Source organism: Candidatus Methylobacter favarea, assembly GCF_902806695.1.
Classification (GTDB): Bacteria; Pseudomonadota; Gammaproteobacteria; order Methylococcales; family Methylomonadaceae; genus Methylobacter_B; species Methylobacter_B favarea.
In genome coordinates, this window is sequence record NZ_CADCXN010000102.1 from 21,280 (window position 1) to 46,610 (window position 25,331).

General features: G+C 44.9%; 25 protein-coding genes and 1 pseudogene. 18 read left to right on the plus strand and 8 right to left on the minus strand.

The genetic code is table 11. The features are described 5' to 3' along the window. Positions 1-8 precede the first annotated feature (8 nt). The 8 genes from atpG to mtnC all read left to right on the plus strand — a co-directional run bounded on the left by atpG (position 9) and on the right by mtnC (position 8,059). Entirely contained in the window at positions 9-872 is an 864-nt protein-coding gene (atpG, locus tag HUX64_RS15900) for a F0F1 ATP synthase subunit gamma (RefSeq protein WP_174627196.1), read from the plus strand. Between the two features lie 38 nt (positions 873-910). Beyond that, positions 911-2,293 (plus strand): F0F1 ATP synthase subunit beta, encoded by a 1,383-nt coding sequence (gene atpD / locus HUX64_RS15905; protein WP_174627197.1) that lies wholly within the window; start codon positions 911-913, stop codon positions 2,291-2,293. Between the two features lie 50 nt (positions 2,294-2,343). After that, the gene (locus tag HUX64_RS15910) at positions 2,344-2,766 is read left to right on the plus strand and encodes a F0F1 ATP synthase subunit epsilon (protein ID WP_174627198.1); all 423 of its coding nucleotides are present in this window, start codon (positions 2,344-2,346) and stop codon (positions 2,764-2,766) included. 81 nt (positions 2,767-2,847) lie between these two features. After that, positions 2,848-4,218, plus strand: a complete 1,371-nt coding sequence (gene glmU / locus HUX64_RS15915) for a bifunctional UDP-N-acetylglucosamine diphosphorylase/glucosamine-1-phosphate N-acetyltransferase GlmU (RefSeq protein ID WP_174627199.1) — start codon at positions 2,848-2,850, stop codon at positions 4,216-4,218. Between the two features lies 1 nt (position 4,219). Then, complete coding sequence (gene glmS / locus HUX64_RS15920) at positions 4,220-6,049, plus strand: glutamine--fructose-6-phosphate transaminase (isomerizing) (protein ID WP_174627200.1); 1,830 nt, start codon at positions 4,220-4,222, stop codon at positions 6,047-6,049. 155 nt (positions 6,050-6,204) lie between these two features. After that, positions 6,205-6,825: a methylthioribulose 1-phosphate dehydratase gene (locus tag HUX64_RS15925; RefSeq protein WP_174627201.1), complete on the plus strand. Its 621-nt coding sequence runs from the start codon at positions 6,205-6,207 to the stop codon at positions 6,823-6,825. Beyond that, a complete protein-coding gene (locus tag HUX64_RS15930; RefSeq protein WP_174627202.1) occupies positions 6,822-7,379 on the plus strand; it encodes a 1,2-dihydroxy-3-keto-5-methylthiopentene dioxygenase in 558 nt (185 codons plus the stop codon). Before HUX64_RS15925 ends, HUX64_RS15930 begins: the two co-directional genes overlap by 4 nt. Beyond that, entirely contained in the window at positions 7,379-8,059 is a 681-nt protein-coding gene (gene mtnC, locus HUX64_RS15935) for an acireductone synthase (protein WP_174627266.1), read from the plus strand. Before HUX64_RS15930 ends, mtnC begins: the two co-directional genes overlap by 1 nt. 576 nt (positions 8,060-8,635) lie before the next feature. Here mtnC and HUX64_RS15940 read toward each other — a convergent pair. After that, positions 8,636-8,926, minus strand: a complete 291-nt coding sequence (locus tag HUX64_RS15940; RefSeq protein WP_174627203.1) for a ComEA family DNA-binding protein — start codon at positions 8,924-8,926, stop codon at positions 8,636-8,638. Positions 8,927-9,166: 240 nt separating this feature from the next. Here HUX64_RS15940 and HUX64_RS15945 point away from each other — a divergent pair, with 240 nt between their 5' ends. Beyond that, positions 9,167-11,278: a RelA/SpoT family protein gene (locus HUX64_RS15945; protein ID WP_174627204.1), complete on the plus strand. Its 2,112-nt coding sequence runs from the start codon at positions 9,167-9,169 to the stop codon at positions 11,276-11,278. 83 nt (positions 11,279-11,361) lie between these two features. Further along, positions 11,362-14,073, plus strand: a complete 2,712-nt coding sequence (gene polA / locus HUX64_RS15950) for a DNA polymerase I (protein WP_174627205.1) — start codon at positions 11,362-11,364, stop codon at positions 14,071-14,073. Between the two features lie 222 nt (positions 14,074-14,295). On the opposite strand, the gene yihA is transcribed toward polA, so the two are convergent. Beyond that, positions 14,296-14,904 carry a ribosome biogenesis GTP-binding protein YihA/YsxC gene (gene yihA / locus HUX64_RS15955; RefSeq protein ID WP_174627206.1) on the minus strand — a complete coding sequence of 203 codons (609 nt, stop codon included), beginning with the start codon at positions 14,902-14,904 and terminating at the stop codon, positions 14,296-14,298. 110 nt (positions 14,905-15,014) lie between these two features. Here yihA and HUX64_RS15960 point away from each other — a divergent pair, with 110 nt between their 5' ends. Both HUX64_RS15960 and HUX64_RS15965 read left to right on the plus strand, forming a co-directional pair. Next, complete coding sequence (locus HUX64_RS15960; RefSeq protein ID WP_174627207.1) at positions 15,015-15,701, plus strand: c-type cytochrome; 687 nt, start codon at positions 15,015-15,017, stop codon at positions 15,699-15,701. Positions 15,702-15,796: 95 nt separating this feature from the next. Further along, positions 15,797-16,417, plus strand: coding sequence for a thiol:disulfide interchange protein DsbA/DsbL (locus HUX64_RS15965; protein WP_174627208.1), 621 nt, complete (start codon positions 15,797-15,799; stop codon positions 16,415-16,417). A gap of 72 nt (positions 16,418-16,489) precedes the next feature. Here the strand turns inward: HUX64_RS15965 and HUX64_RS15970 are convergent, their stop codons facing one another. Further along, the gene (locus HUX64_RS15970; RefSeq protein WP_174627209.1) at positions 16,490-17,053 is read right to left on the minus strand and encodes a DUF2058 domain-containing protein; all 564 of its coding nucleotides are present in this window, start codon (positions 17,051-17,053) and stop codon (positions 16,490-16,492) included. 560 nt (positions 17,054-17,613) lie between these two features. On the opposite strand from HUX64_RS15970, the gene HUX64_RS15975 reads away from it, so the two are divergent. The 4 genes from HUX64_RS15975 (at position 17,614) to HUX64_RS15990 (ending at position 19,079) form a co-directional block, all read left to right on the plus strand. Beyond that, positions 17,614-18,027 carry a class I SAM-dependent methyltransferase gene (locus HUX64_RS15975; protein WP_174627210.1) on the plus strand — a complete coding sequence of 138 codons (414 nt, stop codon included), beginning with the start codon at positions 17,614-17,616 and terminating at the stop codon, positions 18,025-18,027. A 5-nt stretch (positions 18,028-18,032) separates the two neighbouring features. Then, positions 18,033-18,464, plus strand: coding sequence for a class I SAM-dependent methyltransferase (locus HUX64_RS15980; protein ID WP_174627211.1), 432 nt, complete (start codon positions 18,033-18,035; stop codon positions 18,462-18,464). A gap of 74 nt (positions 18,465-18,538) precedes the next feature. Continuing rightward, positions 18,539-18,856, plus strand: a complete 318-nt coding sequence (locus tag HUX64_RS15985; RefSeq protein WP_174627212.1) for a BrnT family toxin — start codon at positions 18,539-18,541, stop codon at positions 18,854-18,856. Then, a complete protein-coding gene (locus tag HUX64_RS15990) occupies positions 18,822-19,079 on the plus strand; it encodes a CopG family antitoxin (RefSeq protein ID WP_174627213.1) in 258 nt (85 codons plus the stop codon). The genes HUX64_RS15985 and HUX64_RS15990 overlap by 35 nt, the downstream gene beginning before the upstream one ends. A gap of 353 nt (positions 19,080-19,432) precedes the next feature. Here HUX64_RS15990 and HUX64_RS15995 read toward each other — a convergent pair whose 3' ends face one another. Beyond that, positions 19,433-20,320, minus strand: coding sequence for an IS982 family transposase (locus tag HUX64_RS15995; RefSeq protein ID WP_174627214.1), 888 nt, complete (start codon positions 20,318-20,320; stop codon positions 19,433-19,435). Between the two features lie 205 nt (positions 20,321-20,525). On the opposite strand from HUX64_RS15995, the gene HUX64_RS20170 reads away from it, so the two are divergent. Continuing rightward, entirely contained in the window at positions 20,526-20,687 is a 162-nt protein-coding gene (locus HUX64_RS20170) for a type IIL restriction-modification enzyme MmeI (protein WP_343034416.1), read from the plus strand. Between the two features lie 59 nt (positions 20,688-20,746). Here HUX64_RS20170 and HUX64_RS16000 read toward each other — a convergent pair whose 3' ends face one another. Then, positions 20,747-21,370, minus strand: coding sequence for a restriction endonuclease (locus HUX64_RS16000; protein WP_174627215.1), 624 nt, complete (start codon positions 21,368-21,370; stop codon positions 20,747-20,749). Positions 21,371-21,483: 113 nt separating this feature from the next. On the opposite strand from HUX64_RS16000, the pseudogene HUX64_RS20525 reads away from it, so the two are divergent. Then, a pseudogene (locus HUX64_RS20525) lies at positions 21,484-22,374 on the plus strand (IS982 family transposase). A 75-nt stretch (positions 22,375-22,449) separates the two neighbouring features. Here HUX64_RS20525 and HUX64_RS16010 read toward each other — a convergent pair. Genes HUX64_RS16010 through HUX64_RS16020 form a run of 3 tightly spaced genes read right to left on the minus strand, consistent with a single transcriptional unit; the run spans position 22,450 to position 25,228 of the window. Beyond that, positions 22,450-23,124 carry an ATP-binding cassette domain-containing protein gene (locus tag HUX64_RS16010; protein ID WP_174627216.1) on the minus strand — a complete coding sequence of 225 codons (675 nt, stop codon included), beginning with the start codon at positions 23,122-23,124 and terminating at the stop codon, positions 22,450-22,452. Then, a complete protein-coding gene (gene devC / locus HUX64_RS16015) occupies positions 23,124-24,293 on the minus strand; it encodes an ABC transporter permease DevC (RefSeq protein WP_217426574.1) in 1,170 nt (389 codons plus the stop codon). Before devC ends, HUX64_RS16010 begins: the two co-directional genes overlap by 1 nt. Next, positions 24,290-25,228: an efflux RND transporter periplasmic adaptor subunit gene (locus HUX64_RS16020; protein ID WP_174627217.1), complete on the minus strand. Its 939-nt coding sequence runs from the start codon at positions 25,226-25,228 to the stop codon at positions 24,290-24,292. The genes devC and HUX64_RS16020 overlap by 4 nt, the downstream gene beginning before the upstream one ends. Positions 25,229-25,331 lie beyond the last annotated feature (103 nt).

The following is a 25,331-nucleotide window of genomic DNA, read 5'->3' on the forward strand; positions in this document are numbered from 1 at the left end:
GACTATACATGGCTGTTGGTAAAGAAATCCGCACAAAAATCGGGAGTATCAAGAATACTCAAAAGATCACTCGGGCAATGGAAATGGTTGCTGCAAGTAAAATGCGCAAGACCAAAGACAGAATGCAGGCCACCCGTCCCTACTCTAAAAAAATCGGCCGGATTATCAGGCATTTGGCCCACGCAAATCCCGAGTATAAGCATCCTTTTCTTATTGTCCGGGAAGTTAAACGGGTGGGAATTATTATTGTAAGCTCTGATAGAGGTTTATGCGGCGGACTGAATTCAAATTTATTCAGAAAAACGCTGAGCCAATTAATGGACTGGGAAAAGGCAAATGTTGAGGTAGATGTTTGCACTATCGGTACCAAAGCCTCGGTTTTTTTTAGTAATCTGAGAGCGCATTTGATCGGCCAGGTTTCCAAACTCGGCGATACCCCGCATTTGCAGGACATTGTCGGCATTATCAAGATTATGCTCGATGCATATGGCGAAGGCAAGATTGATGAATTGTATCTGGTCAGCAACGAATTTGTGAATACCATGACTCAACGGCCTAACATTGAAAAGCTGATTCCTGTAGTGGCCGGCGAACTTGAAGAAAGGCTAAGCGGCCATTGGGACTATCTCTATGAACCTGATGCCAGGGAAGTTCTGGATCATCTATTGACTCGCTATATCGAATCCATAGTCTATCAGGGCGTTGTTGAAAACAATGCCAGCGAACAGGCAGCCCGAATGGTCGCCATGAAGAGTGCTTCAGATAATGCCGGAAATCTGATTGCCGAGTTGCAGCTGATTTACAATAAAGCCAGGCAGGCCGCTATCACCCAGGAAATTTCCGAAATTGTCGGTGGTGCTTCTGCTGTTTAAGCCCAAGCAAAACAAATTAATATTTTAGAGGTAAGTCAATGAGTTCGGGTAAAATCGTTCAGATTATTGGCGCGGTCGTAGACGTGGAATTTTCCCGCGAAAATCTGCCCAACGTATATGATGCATTAAATGTAGAAGGTAAAGGCCTGGTGCTGGAAGTACAACAGCAATTAGGAGACGGCGTAGCCAGAACTATTGCTATGGGTAGTACCGATGGCTTGAGCCGCGGCTTGAGTGTCAGTAATACCAAGGCACCTATTGCGGTACCGGTCGGCCAGGAGACACTGGGCCGTATCATGAATGTGCTGGGCCAGCCTATCGACGAAAAAGGTCCTATCGGTGAAAAAGTAACCTGGGGCATACACCGGGAAGCGCCCAGTTACGCCGAGCAGGCTGCTGCAAACGAATTGCTGGAAACAGGCATTAAGGTGATTGATCTGGTCTGTCCTTTCACCAAAGGCGGTAAGGTCGGCTTATTCGGCGGTGCTGGTGTTGGTAAAACCGTTAACATGATGGAGTTGATTCGCAATATTGCAATCGAGCACAGCGGTTATTCCGTATTTGCCGGGGTGGGTGAGCGCACCCGTGAAGGTAATGACTTTTATCACGAAATGACGGACTCCAATGTTATCGACAAAGTATCGCTGGTTTATGGGCAGATGAATGAACCGCCTGGAAACAGGCTGCGCGTTGCGTTGACCGGTTTGACCATGGCGGAATATTTCAGGGATGAAGGCCGTGACGTTTTATTTTTCGTCGATAATATTTATCGCTATACGCTCGCTGGTACCGAAGTTTCGGCGTTATTGGGCCGTATGCCTTCTGCAGTGGGATATCAGCCTACACTCGCAGAAGAAATGGGCGTATTGCAGGAACGTATTACCTCAACTAAAACAGGGTCAATTACGTCTATCCAGGCGGTGTATGTACCTGCCGATGACTTGACTGACCCATCGCCCGCCACAACATTTGCTCACCTCGATGCCACTGTCGTACTATCGCGCCAGATTGCCGAATTAGGCATCTATCCTGCCATCGATCCGCTGGATTCGACGAGCCGGCAGCTCGATCCCCTAGTGATTGGGCAGGAACATTATGACGTGGCGCGCAAGGTGCAAGGCATCTTGCAACGCTATAAGGAATTGCGCGATATTATTGCAATTCTGGGCATGGATGAATTATCTGAAGAAGATAAACTTACCGTAGCAAGAGCGCGTAAAATGCAGCGCTTCCTGTCCCAGCCTTTCTTTGTTGCTGAGGTATTTACCGGTTCTCCCGGCAAATATGTTTCACTGAAAGATACTATCGCCGGCTTCAAGGGCATCATCGATGGCGAGTATGATGCTATTCCCGAACAGGCTTTTTATATGGTCGGCACTATCGATGAGGTGCTTGAAAAAGCAAAAACAATAAAAGGCTAATACGTGTATTTCCTGCCTTAAGGCGGAGAACAGATTGAACAGGAAATCCAATGACTATGACCATACATGTAGACATCGTAAGTGCGGAACGCGAGATATTTTCGGGGCTCGCGGAAATGGTATTCGCTCCGGCTGAACTGGGCGAAGTGGGCATATCGCCTCGGCATGCTCCCTTAATAACCAGGCTTAGACCCGGCGAAGTCAGGGTAAAAGTAAAGGATAACGAAAATTATCCTTTCTATGTATCCGGAGGTATGCTGGAAGTACAGCCTCATCTGGTGACTATTCTGGCTGACACAGCGATCAGAGCCAAAGACATTGATGAAGCAGCGGCGCTGGAGGCCAAAACCAGAGCTGAAGAAGCTCTGGCGGATAAGTCAGGTAAAATTGATTATGCAACAGCTCAGGCGCAATTAGCTCAGGCTGTCATGCAATTAAGAACCCTTGAAAGACTTAGAAAACGCGGCGGATAAAACTGATGGGCTCAGGCCTTTTTAAAAAGCCCGGTAACGGATCGCTGCGTTATCGGGCTTTTTTGGTTAACGGAAATTGAAATGAAAATAACAACTATTATTCTTGCTGCGGGGAAAGGAACGCGTATGCGTTCAGAGAAGCCGAAAATTTTGCATAAAATTGCCAATAGATCACTGTTGCGGCATGTTTATGACATGAGCTGCAGATTGGAAAACAATAGTATCCATATTGTTTACGGCCATGGTGCGGAACTTGTAAGACTCGCATTAAGGGATCTAGAGGCCGGCTGGATTGAACAAAAACAGCAGTTAGGCACAGGACATGCCGTACTGCAGGCTAATGACCAGATAGCGGATACAGATACCGTATTAATACTTTATGGCGATGTGCCTTTATTGAAACTTTCAACAGTAAAACAATTAATATCGCATGTAAACGAAGAGTCTCTTGCCCTGCTTACCGTGAATCTTCAAAACCCCAAAGGTTATGGCAGAATAATCAGAAATGCGCTGGGTCATGTTATAAAAATTGTCGAAGAAAAAGACGCTTCCAATAGTGAAAGATTAATTAATGAAGTTAACACCGGTATTATGGCTGTTAAAGGCGACAAATTAAAAAAATGGCTGGGGCGGTTAAGTAATAGCAATGTCCAAGGTGAATATTATCTGACTGATATTATTGAAATGGCTGTTGCCGAGCAAGTCGCTATTGTAACGAGCCAGCCGGATACTGAAGATGAGGTGTTGGGAGTTAATGATCGGCTGCAATTAAGCTACCTGGAACGGGTATATCAGATGGAGCAGGCTAATTTATTGATGGAACAGGGGGTTACTCTCAAAGATCCGTTGCGTTTTGATCTCCGAGGCACAATAGAATCGTTAGGGCATGATATAGAAATTGATATTAATGTAATTCTGGAAGGGAAAAACAGTATCGGTAATAATGTTAAAATAGGTGCCAATACGCATATTAAAAATTCCATTATTGGCAATAATGTAGAAATTCTGGCCAACTGCATTATTGAGGATGCCGTCATAGGACAAGGCAGTAGAATTGGCCCTTATGCCAGATTGAGACCGGAAAGCATTTTAGCCGAAGATGTCCATATCGGGAATTTTGTAGAAATCAAGAAATCATCGATAGCTGAAGGCAGCAAAATAAATCATTTGAGCTATATTGGAGATACTACCGTAGGCAGTCATGTCAACATTGGCGCAGGTACCATCACCTGCAATTATGACGGAGTCAACAAATTTAGAACTATAATTGAAGATGGGGCCTTTATCGGCTCAGATACGCAGTTAGTGGCTCCGGTAACCATTGGAAAAAATGCCACGATAGGTGCCGGATCAACAATAACCAGAGACAGCCCTGAAAATCAGTTAACCTTAAGCAGAGTAAATCAGGTTTCAGTTACAGGATGGCAGCGGCCCGTTAAACAGGAAAAGTAATATGTGTGGAATTGTAGGTGGGGTAGCCCAGCGAAATGTAGTGCCAATTTTACTGGAAGGATTAAGGCGACTTGAATATCGCGGTTATGATTCGGCGGGATTGGCGGTAATCAATAATCAAACTCTGTACCGGAAACGGGAATTGGGTAAGGTTAAAGGCCTTGAGGCCTTGCTGAATGCCGATCCAATTGCCGGCAATATCGGCATTGCCCATACCCGGTGGGCGACGCACGGCAAACCCAGTACTGCAAATGCCCACCCGCATATATGCCGAAATAAAGTAGCTGTAGTGCATAATGGGATCATTGAAAACCATGATAAATTAAGAGGCGTGCAGTTACAGAATGGCTATGAATTCACATCGCAAACCGATACCGAAGTTATTGGGCATGAAATTTTTGAAGCCATGCAATCTGCGCATGGACTATTAAACGCCGTTAAAAAGACCATAAAAAAACTTGAGGGCGCCTATGCCCTGGGAATAATAAGTACTGAAAATCCCGATACCCTGATAGCCTGTAGAAAAGGCAGTCCGTTAGTTATCGGTGTCGGGATTGAGGAATATTTTATCGCCTCGGATGTGGCCGCATTGCTGCCGATTACGCAGCGATTCATCTTTATGGAAGACGGCGATATAGCCGCATTAACCATAAACGAAGTGGTTATTTATGATGCGAATGATCAGCTTGTTACGCGCCCGATAAAAGAAAGCCAGTTAAAAGCCGATGCGGTCGATAAAGGTGATTATCGCCATTATATGCTGAAGGAAATTTATGAACAGCCTTTTGCTATTTCCCAAGCCCTGGAAGGCAGATTTATCAATAACCGCTTGCAGGAAAATTCATTTGGACATAATGCGCCTGAAGTTTTTAATAACATAAAAGCAATTCAAATTTTAGCATGCGGTACCAGTTATCATGCCGGTATGGTCGCACGGTACTGGTTTGAAAAACTGGCCAGGGTGCCTTGCAATATTGAAGTGGCCAGTGAATTTCGCTACCGAAAGCCGGTATTGGCAGCTGGTGCCCTGGTCATTACGATTTCCCAATCTGGTGAAACAGCAGATACACTGGCAGCCTTGCAAGAGGCTAAAAAATTGGGAGCCAAATATTCTCTGACCATCTGTAATGTGCCGGAAAGCTCATTAGTCAGAGAATCTGATCTGGTTTTGATGACGCGTGCGGGGCCTGAAATAGGCGTAGCATCAACAAAAGCATTTACTACCCAGCTTGTGACGTTAATGTTGTTAGTTATTGCTGTTGGAAGAAGATTTCATTTGACAGAAGAATTAGAGAACAAAATCACTTCTCAATTGTTCAGTTTGCCTGGAAAAATTGAAAAAGCATTGGAATTGAACGATGAAATCAAGGCACTATCTGAGCAGTTTGCAGAAAGACAGCATGCGCTATTCCTCGGCAGAGGAACGCATTACCCGATAGCCATGGAAGGTGCGCTCAAATTGAAGGAAATTTCCTATATTCATGCAGAAGCGTATCCGGCCGGCGAGTTAAAGCATGGGCCGCTAGCTCTAATAGATGCGGATATGCCCGTTATTACTGTGGCACCGAATAATAGCTTGCTTGAAAAACTTAAATCTAACATTCAGGAAGTCAGTGCACGCGGCGGACAACTGATTGTTTTTATGGATGAAACTTTAGTATCGGCCAGTGACGAGAATGTACAGATTGTAAAGGTGCCGCAAGTTGAAAACGAAATTGCGCCCATCGTCTACGTCGTACCCTTGCAGCTATTGGCCTATCATGTCGCCGTTTTAAAAGGTACCGATGTCGATCAGCCCAGAAATCTGGCAAAGTCTGTTACTGTAGAATAGAAAATATTTTTAATACACGACCCCTTGGTTTTTCGCGCTACACCTAAGCCTGGATATTTTGGAACCATGAATAGGTTATTGCTAACTTATTTTTGATCCGCATTTTGCAAGAAGCTGTTAACCAAGAATTTTCGTCATTCTTTATAATTAAAGACATGGTTTATAGCGAAGAATTTTTTATTCTGGCAAATCAGTTAATCAATGCCGGCCGCTTTATTGACAGCAAAGGCTGGGTGCCGGCAACCAGCGGTAATTTTTCTGCGCGGCTGTCTGATGGAACCATTGCCATCACGGTTTCAGGCGTACATAAAGGACATTTAAAACCGGAAGACATCATGCTGATTGATGCTGACGCCAATTCTCTGGACAACAAAAAACCGTCGGCTGAAGCCGTGCTGCACACCTCGCTTTATAAACGTTTTCCGCAAATTCAATCGATATTGCACCCCCATCCGATCAATGCCACGCTGGTCTCAAGAATTTTCAGAACTGAAATCATATTGGAGAATTATGAGCTGTTAAAAGCATTAAATGATATTAATAGCCATGAAAGCCGGGTAGTAATACCGATTTTTGCCAATGACCAAAACATTCCGCGTTTAGCTGAACAAGTAGACCAGTATATGGTCAACAAAAATATGAGTCCTGCCTATTTGATTGCCGGGCATGGGCTTTATAGCTGGGGAAATTCTGTAAACGAAACCTTGCGTCATCTTGAGGCGCTGGATTTTTTATTTGAGTGTGAACTACGACTGCGCGGGGTTAAAAACCAATGAGTGTATTAACTGTTTATTCTGATAACCAGCCCCAGCAAGGTCAACGCTACACTGATTTTGCCGCTATACAGGACCAGCTTAAAATTATAAATGTACAATTTGAGCGATGGACTGCCAAGTGCGAATTATCGGCCGATGCAGATCAGGAGACAGCAATAGCAGCCTACCATGACTCCATAGAAAGCTTGAAACAGCGCTATGGTTTTCGGTCTGTTGACGTGGTCAGTCTGAATCCGAATCATCCTGAAAAAGCGGCGTTTCGGCAAAAGTTTCTGGCTGAGCACATTCATGAGGATTTTGAAGTTCGCTTTTTTGTTGAAGGTTCCGGATTATTTTACTTACATGTCGATGGCAAAGTGTATGCGGTGCTGTGCCAAAAAGGCGATTTAATCAGCGTACCCGCCAATACTACTCACTGGTTTGATATGGGCGAAAATCCGCGGTTTGTGTGTATACGCCTGTTCACCAAGCCGGATGGCTGGGTAGCTGATTTTACCGGCAGTGACATTTCCACCTGTTTTCCTACATTTGATCAATATATTACCCAAATGTGATGGTTAAAGCAATTGTTACCGATATTGAAGGCACTACCACATCGTTGTGCTTCGTTAAAGAAACGCTGTTCCCTTATGCTCGAGCGCATCTGGGCGAATTTGTCCGTAGCCATGCAACGGATCCGCCTGTTAAAACACTGCTGGAGGATAGTTGTAAGGAAGTGGGCGTCAAATTGGATACCGAACAGTTAATTCAACAGCTAATACACTGGCTGGATGAAGATAAAAAAGTGACGCCGTTAAAGTCTCTGCAGGGACTAATATGGGAAAAGGGATATAAACAGGGCGATTTTACAGGCCATCTTTATCAGGATGCAGCAGAAAATCTTAAAGTCTGGAAGGCTAAAGGAGTAAATTTGTACATTTATTCCTCGGGCTCTATATATGCGCAAAAACTTTTATTCGGACATACTGAATATGGCGATCTAACTTCTTTATTTTCAGATTATTTTGATACCCACATCGGCGGCAAGAAAGACAAGGAATCCTATAATAAAATAGCTCAAAAGCTGGTTTGTTCGCCTGACAAGCTATTGTTTTTATCTGACCTCAAGGAAGAACTCGACGCAGCCAGGGAGGCTGGATTTAATACAATCTGGTTGACTAGAGGTAGTACGCCTGATCCACAGGCTGAACACCGGCAGATAAATACTTTTGATCAAATCAGCCTTAAAACTTAAGACAGTGAAATCTTAGTAAACGGCAAGCTAATTGACCAGTAACCAGAGAATTATCCGGAAGATTTTTAAATAAAAACGTTGTTGCCAAGTCGTTGCCAGCCTATTAGCATCGCGAACTATCAGCCATGCTCCAGCCCGCCTTTGAAGAATGGAAAGTGAATTACGGTAACGCCTGAAAAAAGCGCTGCCGCGATGCGGCGACATAAGCACTTCAGGTTTATTCCAGCAATACGCCCACTCTTCCGTCACCTGAAGCTAGCTTTTGAATTGCAGGGTCGATGTGATTGTGAAATTGCTTAAGTGCTGCTTGCTGCAAAGTCCGCTTTCGTTAAAAGCAGGTGACCTGGCATTAGAAAAACGGCATTATTTGCAATCAGGATAGGGAGTATAAACCCTTATGGCAATTGCTTAAGAATCAGCCACGAAAAAAATTCCTAAAGTCAGCCTGTGTGGAGCTTACTTTGCCATGGGTGGATAGAATTGGTCGAGTTCATGGAAAGTAAACGCCACAAGATTAAAAATACCCTAAACCCGGATACAAGACCATTTCCAAGTTCTCGGAATGATTTAATTTAGCTAGTTTGCTTTTTTGCTTTCCTTTGCTTCGGCATCAGCGGAATCAGTTAACAAAATGTCTTTGCGGTTTTTCTCCACGGTTTTTTCGCCTATGCCGGAAACTTTTGCCAGATCTTCTACAGTTTTGAATTGGCCTTCTTTTTCCCGGTATTTGACAATGGCTTCGGCTTTTTTCTGGCCTATTCCTGACAGCGATGCAGATATGGTTTTCGCATCAGCCGTATTGATATTTACCGGGGTAGCCTCAACATTGAAGATGCAGAGAGATAATAAAATAAGTAATGTCTTCATAATTTTCCCTTAAGTAAAATAGCGAAAAAATTTACGAATAGTCTCGTTATCGATAACCAGAATAATTTTGATCTATTCACTAAAAGTCTAGTGATTTGTCTGTGAAATACAAATTTTGAGAAGGCAAAAATCACTGCCTGCTACTGAAACCTTCACTTTTTTACAGTATCCTGTTCATATAAATTTATACCAGCAAACAAAAGCTGTTTGCGCCAGGTTTTTTTAATAACCTACAATCGCATGATCCAAAAAATCACTACTGCCAATAAGCAACTCTTCAGCAGTTTTACCGCGCCTGATATCGAGCAGATAGACCGAGCGTTGGCAATTGTCGGGCTAATTCCGGATGATCCTCACTATCACCGTCCAAAGGGCGTTGATGCCGCGGCGATTTTAATGGATTTTAATGTTGACCTGAAAACCATACTCGCGGCAATTTTAAGTGATCCGCGTTTGGCTGATTTAAATCCCCAACCCGATATTACCCAACAGTTTGGCAAAAAGGTTGCCGCGCTGGTTAAGGATGTAAATTGGCTGAATAAACTGGCAGTCTATTCTCCGGAAGTGACAAGACAGCCTAATCAGGCCGAAATATTGTGCCGCATGCTGCTGTCCATGACCCAGGATGTACGCGCTGTGTTAATAAAACTGGCTTACAGGCTTCGGCGGCTGCGCAATCTGGCCAAAGAGTCATATGAAGTCCGTCACTTTATTTCCATGGAAACTCTGGATATTTATGCCCCGATTGCCAACCGGCTGGGCATTCATCAGTTAAAGTGGGAACTGGAAGACATGGCTTTCCGGTATCTGGAACCGCAAGCCTACCTGCAGATTGCCAAATCCCTGGCGAATACCCGTATTCAAAGGGAAAATTGTATTAATGGCTTTATTGACCTTCTCCGAAAAACTCTCGGCGAAGAAGGTATCAAGGCGGAAGTTTACGGCCGTCCCAAGCATCTTTATAGCATCTGGAAAAAGATGCAGCGCAAGCAGCTTGATATAGATGAACTTTACGATTTGCTGGCGGTACGGGTAATTGTCGATAGTCTGACCAACTGTTATGCTGTTTTAGGCATGGTTCATGGACTTTGGCAATATATTCCCAAAGAATTTGATGACTATATTGCCAACCCCAAGGAAAACGGTTATCAGTCCTTGCATACCGTCATTTTAGATGCTCAGGGAAATCGTATTGAAGTACAGATACGCACCCGTGATATGCACAGCTTTGCCGAGCTCGGGGTTGCTGCGCATTGGTCCTATAAAGAAGGGGGCAAGCATAATGCGGCTATAGAAAAGAGCATTGCCTCACTCCGCAAGCTACTGGAAGTAAAGGATAACGACGAAGCGCTGGTTGAAGAGTTCAAGAAGGAATTATTTTACGATCGAGTGTATGTATTAACTCCGGCCGGTAAATTGATTGATCTGGTTCGAGGTTCAACGCCGCTTGATTTTGCTTATGCTGTCCATACCGAGATAGGCCATCGCTGCCGCGGGGCAAAAATCAATGGCCGCATTGCTCCTTTGACTTACAGGCTGAAATCCGGTGACCGGGTAGAAATCTTAACGGCAAAGACAGGGGGACCTAATCATAACTGGATCAATCCCAATCTGGGCTATTTAAAATCTTCGCGCGCCATCAGCAAAGTAAAAAGCTGGTTTAAAAGCCAGAATCAGGCTCAGAATATAGCCACGGGCAAAGCCATTCTGGATAAGGAAATCCAGCGTCTGGGACTCAAAATGATTAATCTCGATGAATTGGCCAGGCACTTTAAACAGCCGAGCATTGATGCATTACTTGAAGCCATTGGCCGTAGCGATATTAATAACCGCCAGCTTTCGGCCTATTTCAAGATACCTGAACTAGAGGCTCCGTTCCCCAAAGTCAAGCCGAAGAAACCCTTGACCAAATCCGTGGTGTATGTGGACGGCATCAATAATGTCCTTACTTCCTTTGCTCGCTGCTGCAATCCGGTTCAGGAGGATGACATTATCGGCTATATTTCGCATAAAAAAGGTATTACTGTGCACAGGAAGTCTTGTAAAAATATATTGACTCTTGGCCCGGACAAGCAGGCTCAGCTTATTGCAGTCAAATGGGGTGAAAAAAGGACTAGTTATGCTGTGCCTGTCGTTATTCAGGCCTTTAGCGCACAAAATTTATTAACTGATATTACCCAGATTTTGGCTCAGGCCAAAATTCATATTTTAAATGCCGCACTTGAAACGCATCCCGATTTTTCGGCGATTCTCAATTTGACTATTCAAATCGAAAATACCCATCAGTTAAGTCAGGTTCTTAATAAAATAAATCAATTACCGAATATCATTGATGTTAAGCGTAAAATATAAGTCAGATGCAGTAAACTAAAGGCGAAAGCAGCTTAGGCTTTTCGCTGGCGCATCCAACTATTCGTCGTTCATCGTTAAAATCTATGTCCCAACAAACAAAACCACGCCTGATTCTGGTTGACGGCTCTTCCTTTTTATATCGCGCCTACCATGCGCTCCCGCAGCTGAGCAATTCCCAGGGTGAACCCACGCATGCTGTTTATGGCGTGTCCGGCATGCTGCGCAAACTCATTGCGAACTATCAAAGCGATTATATTGCCGTAGTATTCGATGCTCCCGGCAAAACCTTTCGTAATGATCTTTATGAGCACTATAAGGCACACAGGCCGCCCATGCCCGATGACCTGCGCGTACAGATTGAGCCCCTGCACAAGCTGATCCGGGCCATGGGTTTGCCCTTGATTATGGAGCCCGGCGTAGAAGCCGACGATGTCTTGGGCGCACTGGCTCAATATGCACAGCAGCAAGGCTTCAGCGTCATTATTTCCACCTGTGACAAGGATATGGCTCAACTTGTGACCGAGGACATTATCCTGGAAAATACCATGTCGAATACCCGTCTTGATATCCAGGGCGTGATTGACAAATTTGGTGTGAAACCGGAACAGATCATCGATTATCTGGCATTGACAGGCGACACTTCGGACAATATTCCCGGCGTGCCTAAAGTCGGTCCCAAAACAGCGGCAAAATGGCTGGCGCAATATGGTACAGTAGAAAATCTGATTGCCTGCGCTGATGAAATCAAAGGCCATTATGGGGAAAGTTTGCGCGCAAATTTGGTTCAATTGCCATTGTCCAAACAATTAACTACCATTAAATGTGATCTTCATTTGCCTTACGTCATGGAACATTTGAAACGTCAACCCATAGACAAGGCCGCTTTGAAAGATTTATTAACCGGGCTGGGATTTTTATCCTGGCTGAAAACGCTGGACAATTCTGCTGAGATCGAAGTCGTCGTTGAAAAAAAACCTGCTGTTTGCGCCCCCGACTACGAAATCATACTTACTGAACAGAGATTTAATTACTGGTTTGAGCAGTTGGAAAAGGCTTCCCTGTTCGCCTTTGATACAGAAACCACCAGCCTTGATTACAGCAAGGCTGATATAGTCGGCGTCTCGTTTGCGGTTACCGCTGGCAAAGCCGCCTATGTGCCCTTAGCACATGATTATCCGGGCGTTCCAAACCAGCTTGACCGGACCGAAATACTGGAGAAACTCCGCCCCTTGCTGGAAAGGCCGGATAAAGCCAAGCTCGGGCAAAATCTCAAATATGATATGCATGTGTTAGCCAATCATGGCATAGCATTACGCTGCATCGCTCATGATACGATGCTGGAATCGTATGTTTTAAACAGTACCGCAACGAAGCATAATATGGACGACCTCGCCAAGGAATATCTGGGCGTTAAAACCATTCATTATGAAGAAGTGGCAGGCAGGGGTGCAAAACAAATTCCGTTTCAGGAAGTATCGCTGGAACAGGCCGGCCCCTATGCGGCTGAGGATGCCGACATTACCTTGCAGCTGCATCGGGTTCTGATGGCCAAACTGGAACAACATCCGAGTCTGCATAAGCTGTATACCGACATTGAAATCCCCTTGATCAGCGTACTGGCCCGCATTGAAAGAAATGGCGTATTAATTGACACAGCCATGCTCGCCCGGCAAAGCCTGGAACTGGCAGGTCATATTATTGCCATTGAACAGCTTACTCACGATCTTGCCGGACAGACTTTTAATCTAGGCTCTCCGAAGCAAATTCAGGAAATTCTCTATGACCGGCAAAAACTGCCTGTGTTAAGGAAAACGCCTACCGGCCAGCCTTCAACCGACGAATCCGTGCTTCAGGAATTAGCCCTTACTTATCCCTTGCCTAAGCTGATCCTCGAATACCGGAGTTTGAGCAAGTTGAAATCGACCTACATCGACAAGCTGCCCCAACAGCTTGATGCGAAAACCGGCCGGATTCATACCTCTTATCACCAGGCGATAGCTGCAACAGGCAGGCTTTCTTCATCCGATCCGAATCTGCAAAATATTCCTATTCGCAGTGAAGAAGGCCGTAAAATCCGCCAGGCATTTATTGCCTCCACAGGTTATAAAATCGTGGCCGCGGATTATTCTCAAATTGAACTGCGCATTATGGCGCATTTATCGGCTGACGACGGCTTAATGAAAGCGTTTACCGAAGGGCATGATGTGCACCGGGCAACAGCGGCTGAGGTATTTAGCATCGCTCCCGATCAGGTAACCACTGATCTGCGCCGTTCGGCCAAAGCGATTAATTTCGGCCTTATTTACGGAATGTCATCATTTGGTCTGGCCCAACAATTGGGCTTATCCCGCACCCAGGCTCAAGCTTATATTGACTTATATTTTAGTCGCTACCCGGGCGTTAAGAATTACATGGATAGCATCAGGAAGCTTGCCCGCGAGCAGGGTTTTGTGGAAACCTTATTTGGCCGCCGCTTATATTTGCCGGAAATAAACTCCCGCAATGCCGCCAGCCGTCAATATGCCGAACGCACTGCCATTAATGCGCCCATGCAGGGTACGGCCGCCGATATCATCAAGCGTGCAATGCTGGCCACTGACCAGTGGCTGCAACAGGAGAAACCGGATGCCAGGATGATTATGCAGGTTCACGATGAACTGGTATTTGAAGTTGCGGAAGATCAACTGGACTACTGCACGACTTATATCAGAAAAATCATGTGCGCCGCCGCAGAACTTGATGTGCCCCTTCTTGTGGATATTGGCATAGGCAATAATTGGGACGAAGCTCATTAAAATATCCGCTAGGCCTGGAACTTTCCAGGCTTGCTAAACTCTTATTTTCGTACGCTTTATACAGCGTTCAATCAGCCGAAGCTTCCCCCTGCTCACCGGCTGGTTTTCCCTTAAGCCCCAGGGCGTTTTTTAATGCCTTGGGGCTTTCTTTTTTTACAGCCGCTGACTAAATGATTTTTTCCGCTATTTATTACTTGCCACAAAACGTAATGAAAATTCAATTTAATCCTGATCAACAGGGTTAAATAAATGATCCAGCGCCAGATGCACTTCATCAATACCGGTTTTTTTTAAGGCCGAAAATAACTGTATTGTTAACGGAAATGCCCTGTTGTCAAGCTCGCGTTGCACCTGGAGTAAGGTATTTTTGGCCGCCCCGTAGGCCAATTTGTCGGCCTTGGTTAACAGGACATGCAATGGTAAGCCTGTATGCTCACACCACTCCAGCATTTGCCGGTCAAATTCAGTAAGGGGATGACGGATATCCATTACCAGAATTATGCCGCATAATGACTTTCGCCGGGTCAGATAATTTTCCATCAGCTCATGCCATTTTTTCTTGACCGATGCCGGCACTTTGGCATAGCCGTAACCAGGTAAATCGACAAACCGCTGCTGTTCATTAATTTCAAAAAAATTCAGCATTTGCGTTCTGCCGGGTGTTTTGCTTATCCTGGCTAGGGCGTTTTGCCTGGTCAGGGCATTAATCGCGCTTGATTTTCCTGCGTTTGAACGGCCGGCAAAAGCTACTTCCCGGCCTTGATCCGGAGGCGCATCAGCAAGTAGAGGCGCGCTGTTGACAAATTTTGCCTGATGATAAAGTGGGTTCATCGCGGTCTCGCTTAAGGGCATTAATTAGAGTAGAATTTGGCTTGTTTAATCAGCCCGTAAATTTTCAAAGACTACCACAAATAATAACTTTATTCCGAAAGGGGAACCTGATGAAAAAAAGATTGCTGGCATTTTCACTAGCCCTGGCATTTGCCGGCACTTCAAGTATTGTACAGGCAGAAGGCAATATTAACGCTGGAAAAGAAAAAGCAGCTGCCTGTACAGCTTGTCACGGAGAAAACGGTAACAGCATGGTCGGCACCTTCCCGAAACTCGCCCAGCAACATGCATCCTATCTGCAAAAACAATTACAGGCTTTTAAAGACGGCAGCCGCAATAATCCCATAATGTCGCCTATGGCGATGGCGTTATCCGCTGAAGATATGGTTGATATTTCCGCCTATTATGCAGCGCAAAAAGTTTCAGCAAATACCCTGCCGGTCCTGGATGCAGATGAAGATAAAAAGCCGGCTGCAGCGGAAGCCGGGAAAACGACGAAAGCTGAAGATCCCATGCAGAAACTGCTTGCCCAGGGCAGCGATCTTTACCGCAATGGCGATCTCGGCAGGGAAGTTTCTGCCTGCATCGCCTGTCATGGCCCGTCAGGGGAAGGTAATAAACCCGCTGCCTTTCCAGCGTTAAAGTCACAGCACGCCGATTATTTGATAAAAGCGCTCATGGATTTTAAATCCGGCGCCCGCAGCAATAATCCTGACAACATGATGCACATGATTGCCAAAAAAATGACTGACGAAGAAATTAAAGCCGTCGCTTATCGCATTTCAATGATGAAATAAGCTGAAAAGCCGGAACATGGCATCTGGGTACGAGCTTTACTACGCCTTAGTTATATTTTTATCTGAACAGCTCTGACAGGGGGAACTTTTAAACCATGCTTAAGAAAATCACTCAAACCGGCTTGTTAATTCTTTTATTTTCCTGTTCTGCACTGTCAAAAGCCGAGCAAAGCGGTTATGAAACCCTATCACCGGCGCAACCTACCCGTAATCCGGATAAAATCGAGGTTATTGAATTCTTCTGGTACGGTTGTCCTCATTGTTACAGCTTTGAGCCGGTATTGGAAAAATGGGTTAAAGGTCTGCCTGCAAACGTTGAATTTATCCGCCAGCCTGCCGTTTTCAGTGAGCTTTGGGGCAAGCATGCCAAGGCCTATTTTACGGCCGAAGCGCTGGGTGTTGTTGATAAAATCCATGCAGATTTTTTTGATGCCGTGCAAAACAAAAAACAGAAACTTGAAACTGAAGACGAGTTAGCCAAATTCTTTGTTGCCCATGGCGTTAATGAAGCTGAATTCCATAACTCCTACAACTCGTTTCTGGTCGATGCCAAAATGCGTCAGGCAGCAACTATGGCCGCGCGTTATGGCGTGACCGGCGTTCCTGCGGTCATAATTAACGGCAAATATAAGACTACCGGCCCTTTGGCCGGATCCCATGAAAAAATGATTGAAGTCATGAACAGCCTGATTGCACAGGAAAGCGCTGCAAAATAATATTTTCAGCGCGCCCAAGGCCTTAGCAAGCCGACAGCAGGATAGAATACAGGCAGTCGGGACAGGCTCAAATTACCAGATCAAATCATCGGGAACTTGATACTCTGCATAGGGATCGTCCCTGTTGTCACTAGCAGCAATAGCAGGTTCATTAAGGACAATAACACTCGCTTCATCGCGGGATTTTATTTTATGCGCCACTTCAGCCGAAACCACTTCATAGTGTTGGCCGAATTTTACAATAGCCAGCCGGCCGCGAACGATTTGTTCGCGCATGGCCTCTGAAACATACAGTCTTTTTATCTTGTTATTATCATTAAAATTATAGGCCAGGCTGTCATCGCTCAGCTCATCCCGGGGCTGGCGGTTTAATTCAATCAACTGCTTAACCTGGGCAGCCAGCTGTTTTTGGTCTTCCTGCTGCTTGCGTAATTGATTCATGTGCCGGTCTTTCTGAAGTTTTTCAGCTTGCGCTTTTTGCCTCAGCGCTTTTGTTTCATCAACGGCTTCACTATTATTTTTGCGTTGTTGCCGGGTTTGTTTGCGTTTATCGGCTCTGGCGCTTTTAGCTTGGGCTGCGCTCGCCAGACCCGCTTTTAATAATTGATCCTGTAATGATAACTTTTGTTTGCTCATAATTAAAATTTAACCGCCAAAATGTACCCCACCTTATTGAGATTGTCCGTATCCTGCACGAATGCATGGATGTTGAAACCCGTCTTTCTGAATTCTAATGCAAAAAAACAAGACGATGAACGACCGAAAACACCTAACCGGACTAGCGGGTGCATTTAAACGGAAACCTACGGTTTCAGAAAACAGAAAATTATAGTGTAATAAAAAACAATAAGCCAAGATTCCCATGATCAGCAATAGCTTGTCTGACTATGGCCCGAGTAGTGTAGGAGTATCTTATTGATTTGGCTTAAAATTAAACCATAACCGTAATTTTCTGCACAGATGCTCCCGCTAGTCCGTCTCGGGCGTTTGGAAAAGACCGGGGGGCAATGTTATCAATTTTGCAGCGGCTCATTATGTGCATGTAAGAGACGGCGGCCGGTGTCCAGCTAATGAGGTTGCCGTTGGTATGGGTGGCTTCTATGCAACTTACACGGCCGGTTATATCTACTATGCCCCTGTAAGTTAAATCAAGCTAATAACAATAAACCTATCTTTAATTTTATGGGAAGTCATAAATGAAATTATTGAAAACTTGTCCGAATGGATGCGCCTCAGATTTACGCCCTTCAAGTCTTATTGTAGCCGAAGGCGAATTAAACGAATGCTTATCATGTGGGCAGTTAATCAGCTCTTGCAGCAAAGCCTATTATGAGGCATCGAATCAAGAATGGAACAGCGAGGAAGGTACTTGGCCGTCAGAGAAAGATTATGCCCGTTTGCTAAAGCGTCGAACAAAAGATATTCAACAGATCGCGCAATTATTATCAAAAAAGTATCCAGATATTCACATTCTGGATGTCGGTTCGTCTAACGGCTCATTTGTCTCTATTGCCCAAGATTTGGGTCTTCAAGCCGAAGGCGTAGATCCCTCAGAAAAGGCCGTCAATGATGGAATAAAAAGAGGCCTAAAACTGCATGCGGTTTTTTAAGTGATGTGGGCATTGCTGATAATTCGTTTGATACCATAACACTACATGAGGTTATTGAGCATATTTCAGATCCGATTCCCTTACTAAAAGAGTGTGCCCGCATTTTGCGTCCGAACGGCGTTCTGCTGATCGGCACGGGCAATACCGATAGCTGGACGCGGCAAATACAAAAAAGCAAATGGGATTTTTTCGATATGAAAAGGCACGCTGGGCATATCAGTTTTTTCTCGCCTAAATCACTAAATGTATTGGCCTCGCAAGCCGGATTCAGCGTGGTAAAAGTTATCACGCATTCCGTCAAGTTCTATGAAAAAGGCGAGATCCCGCCCGTTCTCTATCGGCTAGTGAAGGTATTTACAGAACTATTGAATTTGCCGGCCAGACTGCTCAATAAAGGCCATCAAATGGAAGTTTATTTAAGAGTCACTAAGTCTTAACTCATGGCGTAAAACCGAACTGATGGGAGTAGAATAAGCTTGACATTTGCATGTACAAAACGAGATACTGATTTATGCAAATACAGGATGTAGCGGGTTTTGAATGGGACGACGGGAACGAAGCCAAATGCCAGAAACACGACGTTGCTCTTTCTGATCTTGAATCCGCTTTTTACAGGACACTGCATATTTTTCCTGATCCGGCCCATTCACAAAGCGAAAAACGCTATATCGCGCTTGGCAAGACAAACGGGGGAAGGAATATATTTGTTTGCTTTACTTTGCGACAGCGCGAAGGCAAAACCTACATCCGTCCTATCAGCGCACGCTACATGCACCGAAAGGAGATTGAACACTATGAAAAAGAAATTGCCAATTCTGACAACCGATAAAGAAGCCGAAGACTTTATCGATAATGCCGATTTGACAGACTATGACCTGTCAGGTTTAACTCCTGTACGTTTTGAATTTCAGCCGAAGGAGCGCAGCATCACTATGCGTCTATCCGAGCCCTTGCTGGAAGCTATCAAAGAAGAGGCGCGGCATTCGGGGATACCGTATCAGCGGTTTATCCGTCAGGCGCTTGAAAAAGCAGTCCATCCAAAAAACTCATAAAAAACAGAACGGCAGATTTTCGGTCATATCGTCTTTTTTGAAAAGGCGATTTAGGTCAGGTGCGTTCCCAAACCTAGTAAACCTTATCTGATTTTATTTTGCCGATTGCCCGGCAAGAAGCATGGAATCACCCGTCAGGTAGGGTTAAAAGTCCTATAGCCTACCTTAAAGACGTAACAACAAAAGCTAACATGGGCACATTTGAGCCGGTAAGTGGCCCCAAGGTCTTCATCAAAAACCTAAAGCAGAGTTTACGGCAATAGTCATAAGCCATACGTCATTTATCCCTGTAGGGTTTATTAGGGTATATGTCGTAGTATGTTGTATTATACATATTACGCGATGCTCAACTTTTAAACCTCAACCAATGACTCAAAAAGCAAAGTCGGGTTGCCCATGAGTTTTCCCAAGAAGCAGTCCATAGTATGGGCAAGCAGTTTACGGATAAAGCGGTTAGCCAAATGCCAAGTGTCGCGTGCCCTCACTTTTTCGATATGAAAACGTTCGGTCAATTGCCCGATGACGGTTTCCACTAAGCGTCTGCTCGACATCAATTGGTCGACAAACGCCTTTGGCCTTAAGTCTTGCATGTTTTTCCGTAAAGGGGTCTGCAAATCAAGGCCTTGTTGTGCCAATGTTTGCTTTAGACAAGGACGGCTATAGCCTTTGTCCCCAATTAGTAACCCTTGCAGACCGCCGCCCATGTCCGGCAGCACATCCCGTTCGTCCACATTCGCAGGGGTAAAGGCATAGCCACAGATGATGCCTTCGAAACTGATCAGCACATGCCCTTCAAAGCCATAATATTTCTCATCCTTCGCCGCGCAATAACTGAATCCTGCTTCGCCCTTGAAACAACGACTGCCGGATGCTCGAGCATACTTGCAGACCGGCATCGGGAAGCCGTCAACCAAGTGGACCGAATCGTCCATCGCCCCGATTGGCCTAGCGATGTGATCCTGTATGCGCCTTTTCAGAGCCCATAAATTGGCGCTTTGCTTGGCAAAGTTGGCACGCGAACCCAAGTGAGGAAACCAGTCATGCCAGTGATGACGAAAATAACGCCAGATGCCCTTGTCATGGTCTTTACCCATGAATTCACCCACGATCTCCATTGGGATGACTTCGGCGTCGCTCAGCTTGGGCATAAAACCTCGACTTCTTAGCAGTTGGGTGACGATTGTTCGGCAGATATCTTCTACACAGCAATAGACATAAATGATAAAGTCTTCTACTGACATGGCCTTTTACCCTTATAAAGTTGCTTTTGGTAGAACCACTCTACGGGAGTTGCGGCCTTGTCTTCAATTCATTTAAAGTCGAGCATCGCGTACATATTACAATTACATATATTTAAAGGTGATTCATTATGGCCATTACAAAGGGAACCGTAAGTATTCCTTCGTAAATGAGTAACAGGTAGCACAAGAAAAGAAAAATCTAGCCATTAAACCTTATGCTGCTGGCAATATGCCGCAAGGCTTGGCTAAAAAAGCCTACGCTGCCTTAGACAAAGCCGTCGATAACGCCTATGGCTACAAAGGCAAATCAACTGACGCGGCACGAGTCGCGTTTTTATTTAAGCTATATCAAGCGATGGTGATGTAAGCGAGCAATAAAGATGGATACTGGGCTAATACCGTATTAAAGAAAACTCTAAGTTTTATCTAATATGTTGGGCGTGTACCCCGGCATGAAGGAAAACGTGTGCAGCCTAAAAATGCTTGTCCAGCCTTATTTCCTTTACGTGAAACCCGCTTAACCATTGCGCTACCGCAAACCGGGCAACAAAGGTCATTTTGAGTTTCTTTAAATATAGGGTTAGGGCTGTAAGCAGGTGAGGAAGATTTTTTTATTAAATGTGAAAGGGCATTACCGTCAATTAACTCAATATTCCTCCCTTTAGCAAAATTCTGTGCGTCGTCAGTGAACACGCCTGACGTGACGACATAGCTGCCAGCAGCCCCTTTCGCTGCCATAACCCCATATAACTCGCGGACAATTTGTACACCGACTTTAAATGACTTCCAATATTTGCATTGAACCAAGTAAGTATCGCCGTCTTTCCTTAATATTAAATCTACACCACCATCCTTACCATTTACGCCTGATTCCGTTATGGCGAAACCACGTTGACGAAATGCTTCATTCACTAACATTTCAAACTCTCTCCAATCCATATCAAGAAGCAAACCCTGGTTACTCCTTTGCCGTGTATCGGCCAGCAAAGATTCGCGTTTCCGGCGGTTAAAAAAAGAAAGCAAAGCGCCCAAGACAAAAATAAAAGGCAAAAGATATTGACCAATAGAAGTAAAATGTGAATTAAGAGCTAAATAGAGGCCAGCTCACCGGTTGGGCTACAATATTGGGAAAGACACGACTCCCCCCATTTTCTCAGTAAACGATGAACTGGCAAGAACAATTAATAACAATTTACCTGTATGTAGGCAAGCACTATCAGGATAACCTTTGGGTTTATAGTCAGCGAATGTCGAATTACGCAGACCTGAGTTTTACCGATGAAGAAGTCATCGCGATCTATCTATTCGGTGTCATTGATAAAAATAGAGAGCTAAAAAAGCTCTAGGGTTATGCCGATCGCCATTGGCGGCCTTGGTTTCCAAGGCTACCCAGTTACACCGCCTTTGTTCAGCGACTGAATAAAGTAGCTGATGTTTTCGCGCCATTGCTGGAAATCATTCAGCAAGAGCAAGAAGAAAAAAATCAAGGGCAAGTCTGGTTGATAGATTCTTTTCCTGTGGCGCTAGCCAAGCAAGGTCACCGGTTTAAAGCACGCGTTGCAAGAGAGTTAGCGGATGCGGGCTATTGTCCAACCAAGAAACTGTACTATTACGGTGTTCGGGTTCATATCGTCGGGCGTCGTCAAGCGGGCGTGTTGCCGAATCCTGAATATATGGGTGTAACGGGAGCAAGTTGCCATGATGGAACCGTATTTGATCAGATTAGGCCTGAATTAAATCGCAATGAGCTCTATGGCGATAAAGCCTATCACCGATCAGATGCAAAAGACGTGAGAGAAACTCAAAACCTGACGGTATTAACGCCAGTGAAAAAACAAAAAGGCCAAGTGTATTTAGAGCCCAGGATCAATGGTTATCGACTGCCATTTCTCGTGTCCGGCAGCCGATTGAAACTTTATTCGGCTGCATTTAACAACAAACAGGCATTGAATGCGCGGGTAAAGTTCGATCATACAGCGGTCTGATGGTGCATGTCTTCGGCAAGTTGGCCGCCGCCATGTTTTTTTTGGAATTATTTACGCGTTAGCTCTTAATTAATTTAACCTTTGCCTTAACCGCCCTGGTTCAGCTTATTACAATTTAATTCGCTTTTAATTCTATCTAAAAGCTTAACTTTTAATAATGCCGTCTTCTAGTTCTACTACCCGATCAGCAATATCGAGAATACGATAATCATGCGTCACCAGCAGTATTGTCGTGCCCGAGTCGCTGGCCAATGTTTTGAGAATGCCCACAGCCTCCTGGCCGCTCTGTTTATCCAGCGATGCGGTAGGTTCATCGGCAAGGATGATTTTGGGATTGCCAACCAAAGCGCGGGCAATTGATACTCGCTGACGTTGACCCCCGGAAAGTTGATCCGGTTTATGGTGGAGCCGATCTGCCAACCCCACCGCAGACAGCATTTCTGCCGAACGCTTGAGCCGTTCCTGTTCGTTCAAGCCATTATGCATTTCAAGAGTCATGCAGACATTCTGCAAGGCAGTCAGGGATTTGAGCAGATTGTGTTGCTGAAAAATATAGCCAATTTGCTGACGTATCTGCACTTTGGTTTTCTCAATACTGTTGACGAGTTGCTTGCCTAATACGAGAGCGCTGCCTTCGGCGGCCTGACGCAAGCCGCCAATAATAGTCAGAAGCGTGGTCTTTCCTGAACCGGATGGCCCGGTCATCAGGACAATTTCTCCGCTATAGATAGTGAGATTTACCCGTTTTAATACCTGCAGTTGCAACTCGCCGCTGCCGTAGCTGAAATTCAAATCCTTGACATTAATCATGGCTGTCATCAGAACATATCCGCAGGATTAGCCGCTCCAAGTTTACGCATGGCGAGTATTCCGGCTGTAGCACACATGGTTAGAATAAATACAAAAATGGTAAAAATCTTATCCAATGTCATGGGCATGGGCATATATATTTGCCCCTCAGCCAGGCGGTAAAGACCCACTGATACTATATAGCCCGGTATAAATCCTAAAATGGCCAGGAAAAATGCTGATGCGAAAACGACTCTGATGAAATAACCGGTTCTATAACCCATCGCTTTCAGGGTGGCAAACTCGTTAAGATGATTGGTAATGTCGGTAAACAGAATCTGGTAAACAATGACCATGCCCACCACCAGTCCCATGACGGTGCCGAAACCGAATATAAAACCGATGGGCGTTCTGGTTTGCCAGTAAAATTTTTCAGATTCGACTAACTCGTCAAAAGTGAAAAAATTGATATCCTTGTTAAGTTTGGCGATAAGTTCTGACTTTACTTTCTCCTTATCGGCGCCTGGCACGAGTTTTATAATTCCAAGATTGATTTTTTCAGAAATTCGCTCAGGAAAAATCCTTAAAAAATTCAAGTCGCTGGTAATGACATTGGCGTCAGCTGAAAAAGATATTCCCAAACGAAAAAGCCCTACCACTTTTACTTTATGGTCATTGATTTCGTTAATGTTCCTCCCTTCGGAAATTAGTTTGCGCATAGGTCCGAATTCAGGCCGGGAAGACTCATCAAAGAGTATTGTATCCTTTAGGTGAAGCTGCTCCTGCTTATCCCGGACTTCATCGATATTCATAAGATTAGTATCCGTATCATAGCCATAGACCATCAATGTCCTTTTAGTTTGCGTTACCGCATCCTTGAATTGAGCCAAACCTATATACATGGGATACGCGGAAACCACTTGGGGATGACCAAGCGCGCGCATTAATTCGCTGCGGTCAAATAGCACAGAGCGCCACATTGCTTCGGTTTGTTTATGCATTATGAATAAATCGCCGTTCATTTTCGTTGGTGAAGAAGATGCCCCTGCATATAGCGCATCTTTAAAACCCATTTGCATAAAAACCAGCACCGTGGCAAACAATACTCCGCATATGGCGGCAATGAGCTTGGTGCGGTCATGGATCAGTTGCCGCCACGCCAAACGCGCCGGAAACACGAAAATGACAAGCAGACTCATGGCAGAATCCGCACCTGAACCTGACGATAAATCTGATGCTGCAAATCAGAAACCGCCTGCTTTTCCAGAGTCAGGCGCACCTCAATAATCCGGTTATCCTTGTCAGCCAAAGGATCGGTATCATTTAAGTCATTTTTTCTGACCTGAAAGCCAAGCTCCCGGACTTCAGCGGCATAGGGCGCGGGAAAACCTATTATGCGGATTTCTGCTGTCTGCCCGATATGTACGCGCGGGAAATCCGCCTCATAAATTTCTGCTACGACATCAAGCTGGCTTAAATCGGCCATTTCCAGCAAGCCTTTATCTGTAATCCGCTCTCCAGGCCAGGTATGTATTTTGAGAATAGTGCCCGCTATGGGAGCTTTTATGACGGTTTTAGCCAGGTTTTCCTCCGCTACCCGCCTATCGGCTCTGGCGCTGGCAATTTCCGCCCGAAGCTGGGCTATCGTTGCTTGCGATTGCTGGAAAATCAAATGCTTCTGGTCGGCTAATGAAATACTGGCCGCTGCTGTTTTAATAAGTGTTTTATAACGAAGGTATTCTTTTTCATTATAGGCAAGGATAATTTTTTCAACAGCCAGTTTCGATTCAAGCACCTGCATATTGGCTTTTACAACTTCGATATCGGCTTTTCTTTTATTATGATCAGCTAATAATGCCAACACATCCTGATTTTTGACTTGATCCCCTTCCCGAAACAATAATTTCTCCAGGTTAGCTCCTTCAGCGCCGGCATTATGAGAGACACGAATAACGCGCGTGCGCGGCTCTATGCGGCCTAAAGCACCTACACCCATAGCTGGATTGACGGCTGCTTTTAAACTGTTCTGATCAAGTTCACTGTTGTGCTCTATTTTAGCAACACCAGCCAGGCTAACACTATTTAAACTGATAAAAACAATTAATTGAAAGTAGGTAAAGTGGCGAAAGCCCATATTCGTAATCCTGTTTATGATAAATTCTGGGTAAAATTCTGATTTTCAGTACTCGCTTTGTAATTGTGCTAGGGAGCATTTGCTTATCTATTATAGTCATTTC

Excerpts from the sequence above, each read along its gene's own strand:
- atpG (WP_174627196.1), top strand. The coding sequence starts at position 9 with ATGGCTGTTGGTAAAGAAATCCGCACAAAAATCGGGAGTATCAAGAAT.
- atpD (WP_174627197.1), top strand. The coding sequence starts at position 911 with ATGAGTTCGGGTAAAATCGTTCAGATTATTGGCGCGGTCGTAGACGTG.
- HUX64_RS15910 (WP_174627198.1), top strand. The coding sequence starts at position 2,344 with ATGACTATGACCATACATGTAGACATCGTAAGTGCGGAACGCGAGATA.
- glmU (WP_174627199.1), top strand. The coding sequence starts at position 2,848 with ATGAAAATAACAACTATTATTCTTGCTGCGGGGAAAGGAACGCGTATG.
- glmS (WP_174627200.1), top strand. The coding sequence starts at position 4,220 with ATGTGTGGAATTGTAGGTGGGGTAGCCCAGCGAAATGTAGTGCCAATT.
- HUX64_RS15925 (WP_174627201.1), top strand. The coding sequence starts at position 6,205 with ATGGTTTATAGCGAAGAATTTTTTATTCTGGCAAATCAGTTAATCAAT.
- HUX64_RS15930 (WP_174627202.1), top strand. The coding sequence starts at position 6,822 with ATGAGTGTATTAACTGTTTATTCTGATAACCAGCCCCAGCAAGGTCAA.
- mtnC (WP_174627266.1), top strand. The coding sequence starts at position 7,379 with ATGGTTAAAGCAATTGTTACCGATATTGAAGGCACTACCACATCGTTG.
- HUX64_RS15940 (WP_174627203.1), bottom strand. The coding sequence starts at position 8,926 with ATGAAGACATTACTTATTTTATTATCTCTCTGCATCTTCAATGTTGAG.
- HUX64_RS15945 (WP_174627204.1), top strand. The coding sequence starts at position 9,167 with ATGATCCAAAAAATCACTACTGCCAATAAGCAACTCTTCAGCAGTTTT.
- polA (WP_174627205.1), top strand. The coding sequence starts at position 11,362 with ATGTCCCAACAAACAAAACCACGCCTGATTCTGGTTGACGGCTCTTCC.
- yihA (WP_174627206.1), bottom strand. The coding sequence starts at position 14,904 with ATGAACCCACTTTATCATCAGGCAAAATTTGTCAACAGCGCGCCTCTA.
- HUX64_RS15960 (WP_174627207.1), top strand. The coding sequence starts at position 15,015 with ATGAAAAAAAGATTGCTGGCATTTTCACTAGCCCTGGCATTTGCCGGC.
- HUX64_RS15965 (WP_174627208.1), top strand. The coding sequence starts at position 15,797 with ATGCTTAAGAAAATCACTCAAACCGGCTTGTTAATTCTTTTATTTTCC.
- HUX64_RS15970 (WP_174627209.1), bottom strand. The coding sequence starts at position 17,053 with ATGAGCAAACAAAAGTTATCATTACAGGATCAATTATTAAAAGCGGGT.
- HUX64_RS15975 (WP_174627210.1), top strand. The coding sequence starts at position 17,614 with ATGAAATTATTGAAAACTTGTCCGAATGGATGCGCCTCAGATTTACGC.
- HUX64_RS15985 (WP_174627212.1), top strand. The coding sequence starts at position 18,539 with ATGCAAATACAGGATGTAGCGGGTTTTGAATGGGACGACGGGAACGAA.
- HUX64_RS15990 (WP_174627213.1), top strand. The coding sequence starts at position 18,822 with ATGAAAAAGAAATTGCCAATTCTGACAACCGATAAAGAAGCCGAAGAC.
- HUX64_RS15995 (WP_174627214.1), bottom strand. The coding sequence starts at position 20,320 with ATGTCAGTAGAAGACTTTATCATTTATGTCTATTGCTGTGTAGAAGAT.
- HUX64_RS16010 (WP_174627216.1), bottom strand. The coding sequence starts at position 23,124 with ATGACAGCCATGATTAATGTCAAGGATTTGAATTTCAGCTACGGCAGC.
- devC (WP_217426574.1), bottom strand. The coding sequence starts at position 24,293 with ATGAGTCTGCTTGTCATTTTCGTGTTTCCGGCGCGTTTGGCGTGGCGG.
- HUX64_RS16020 (WP_174627217.1), bottom strand. The coding sequence starts at position 25,228 with ATGGGCTTTCGCCACTTTACCTACTTTCAATTAATTGTTTTTATCAGT.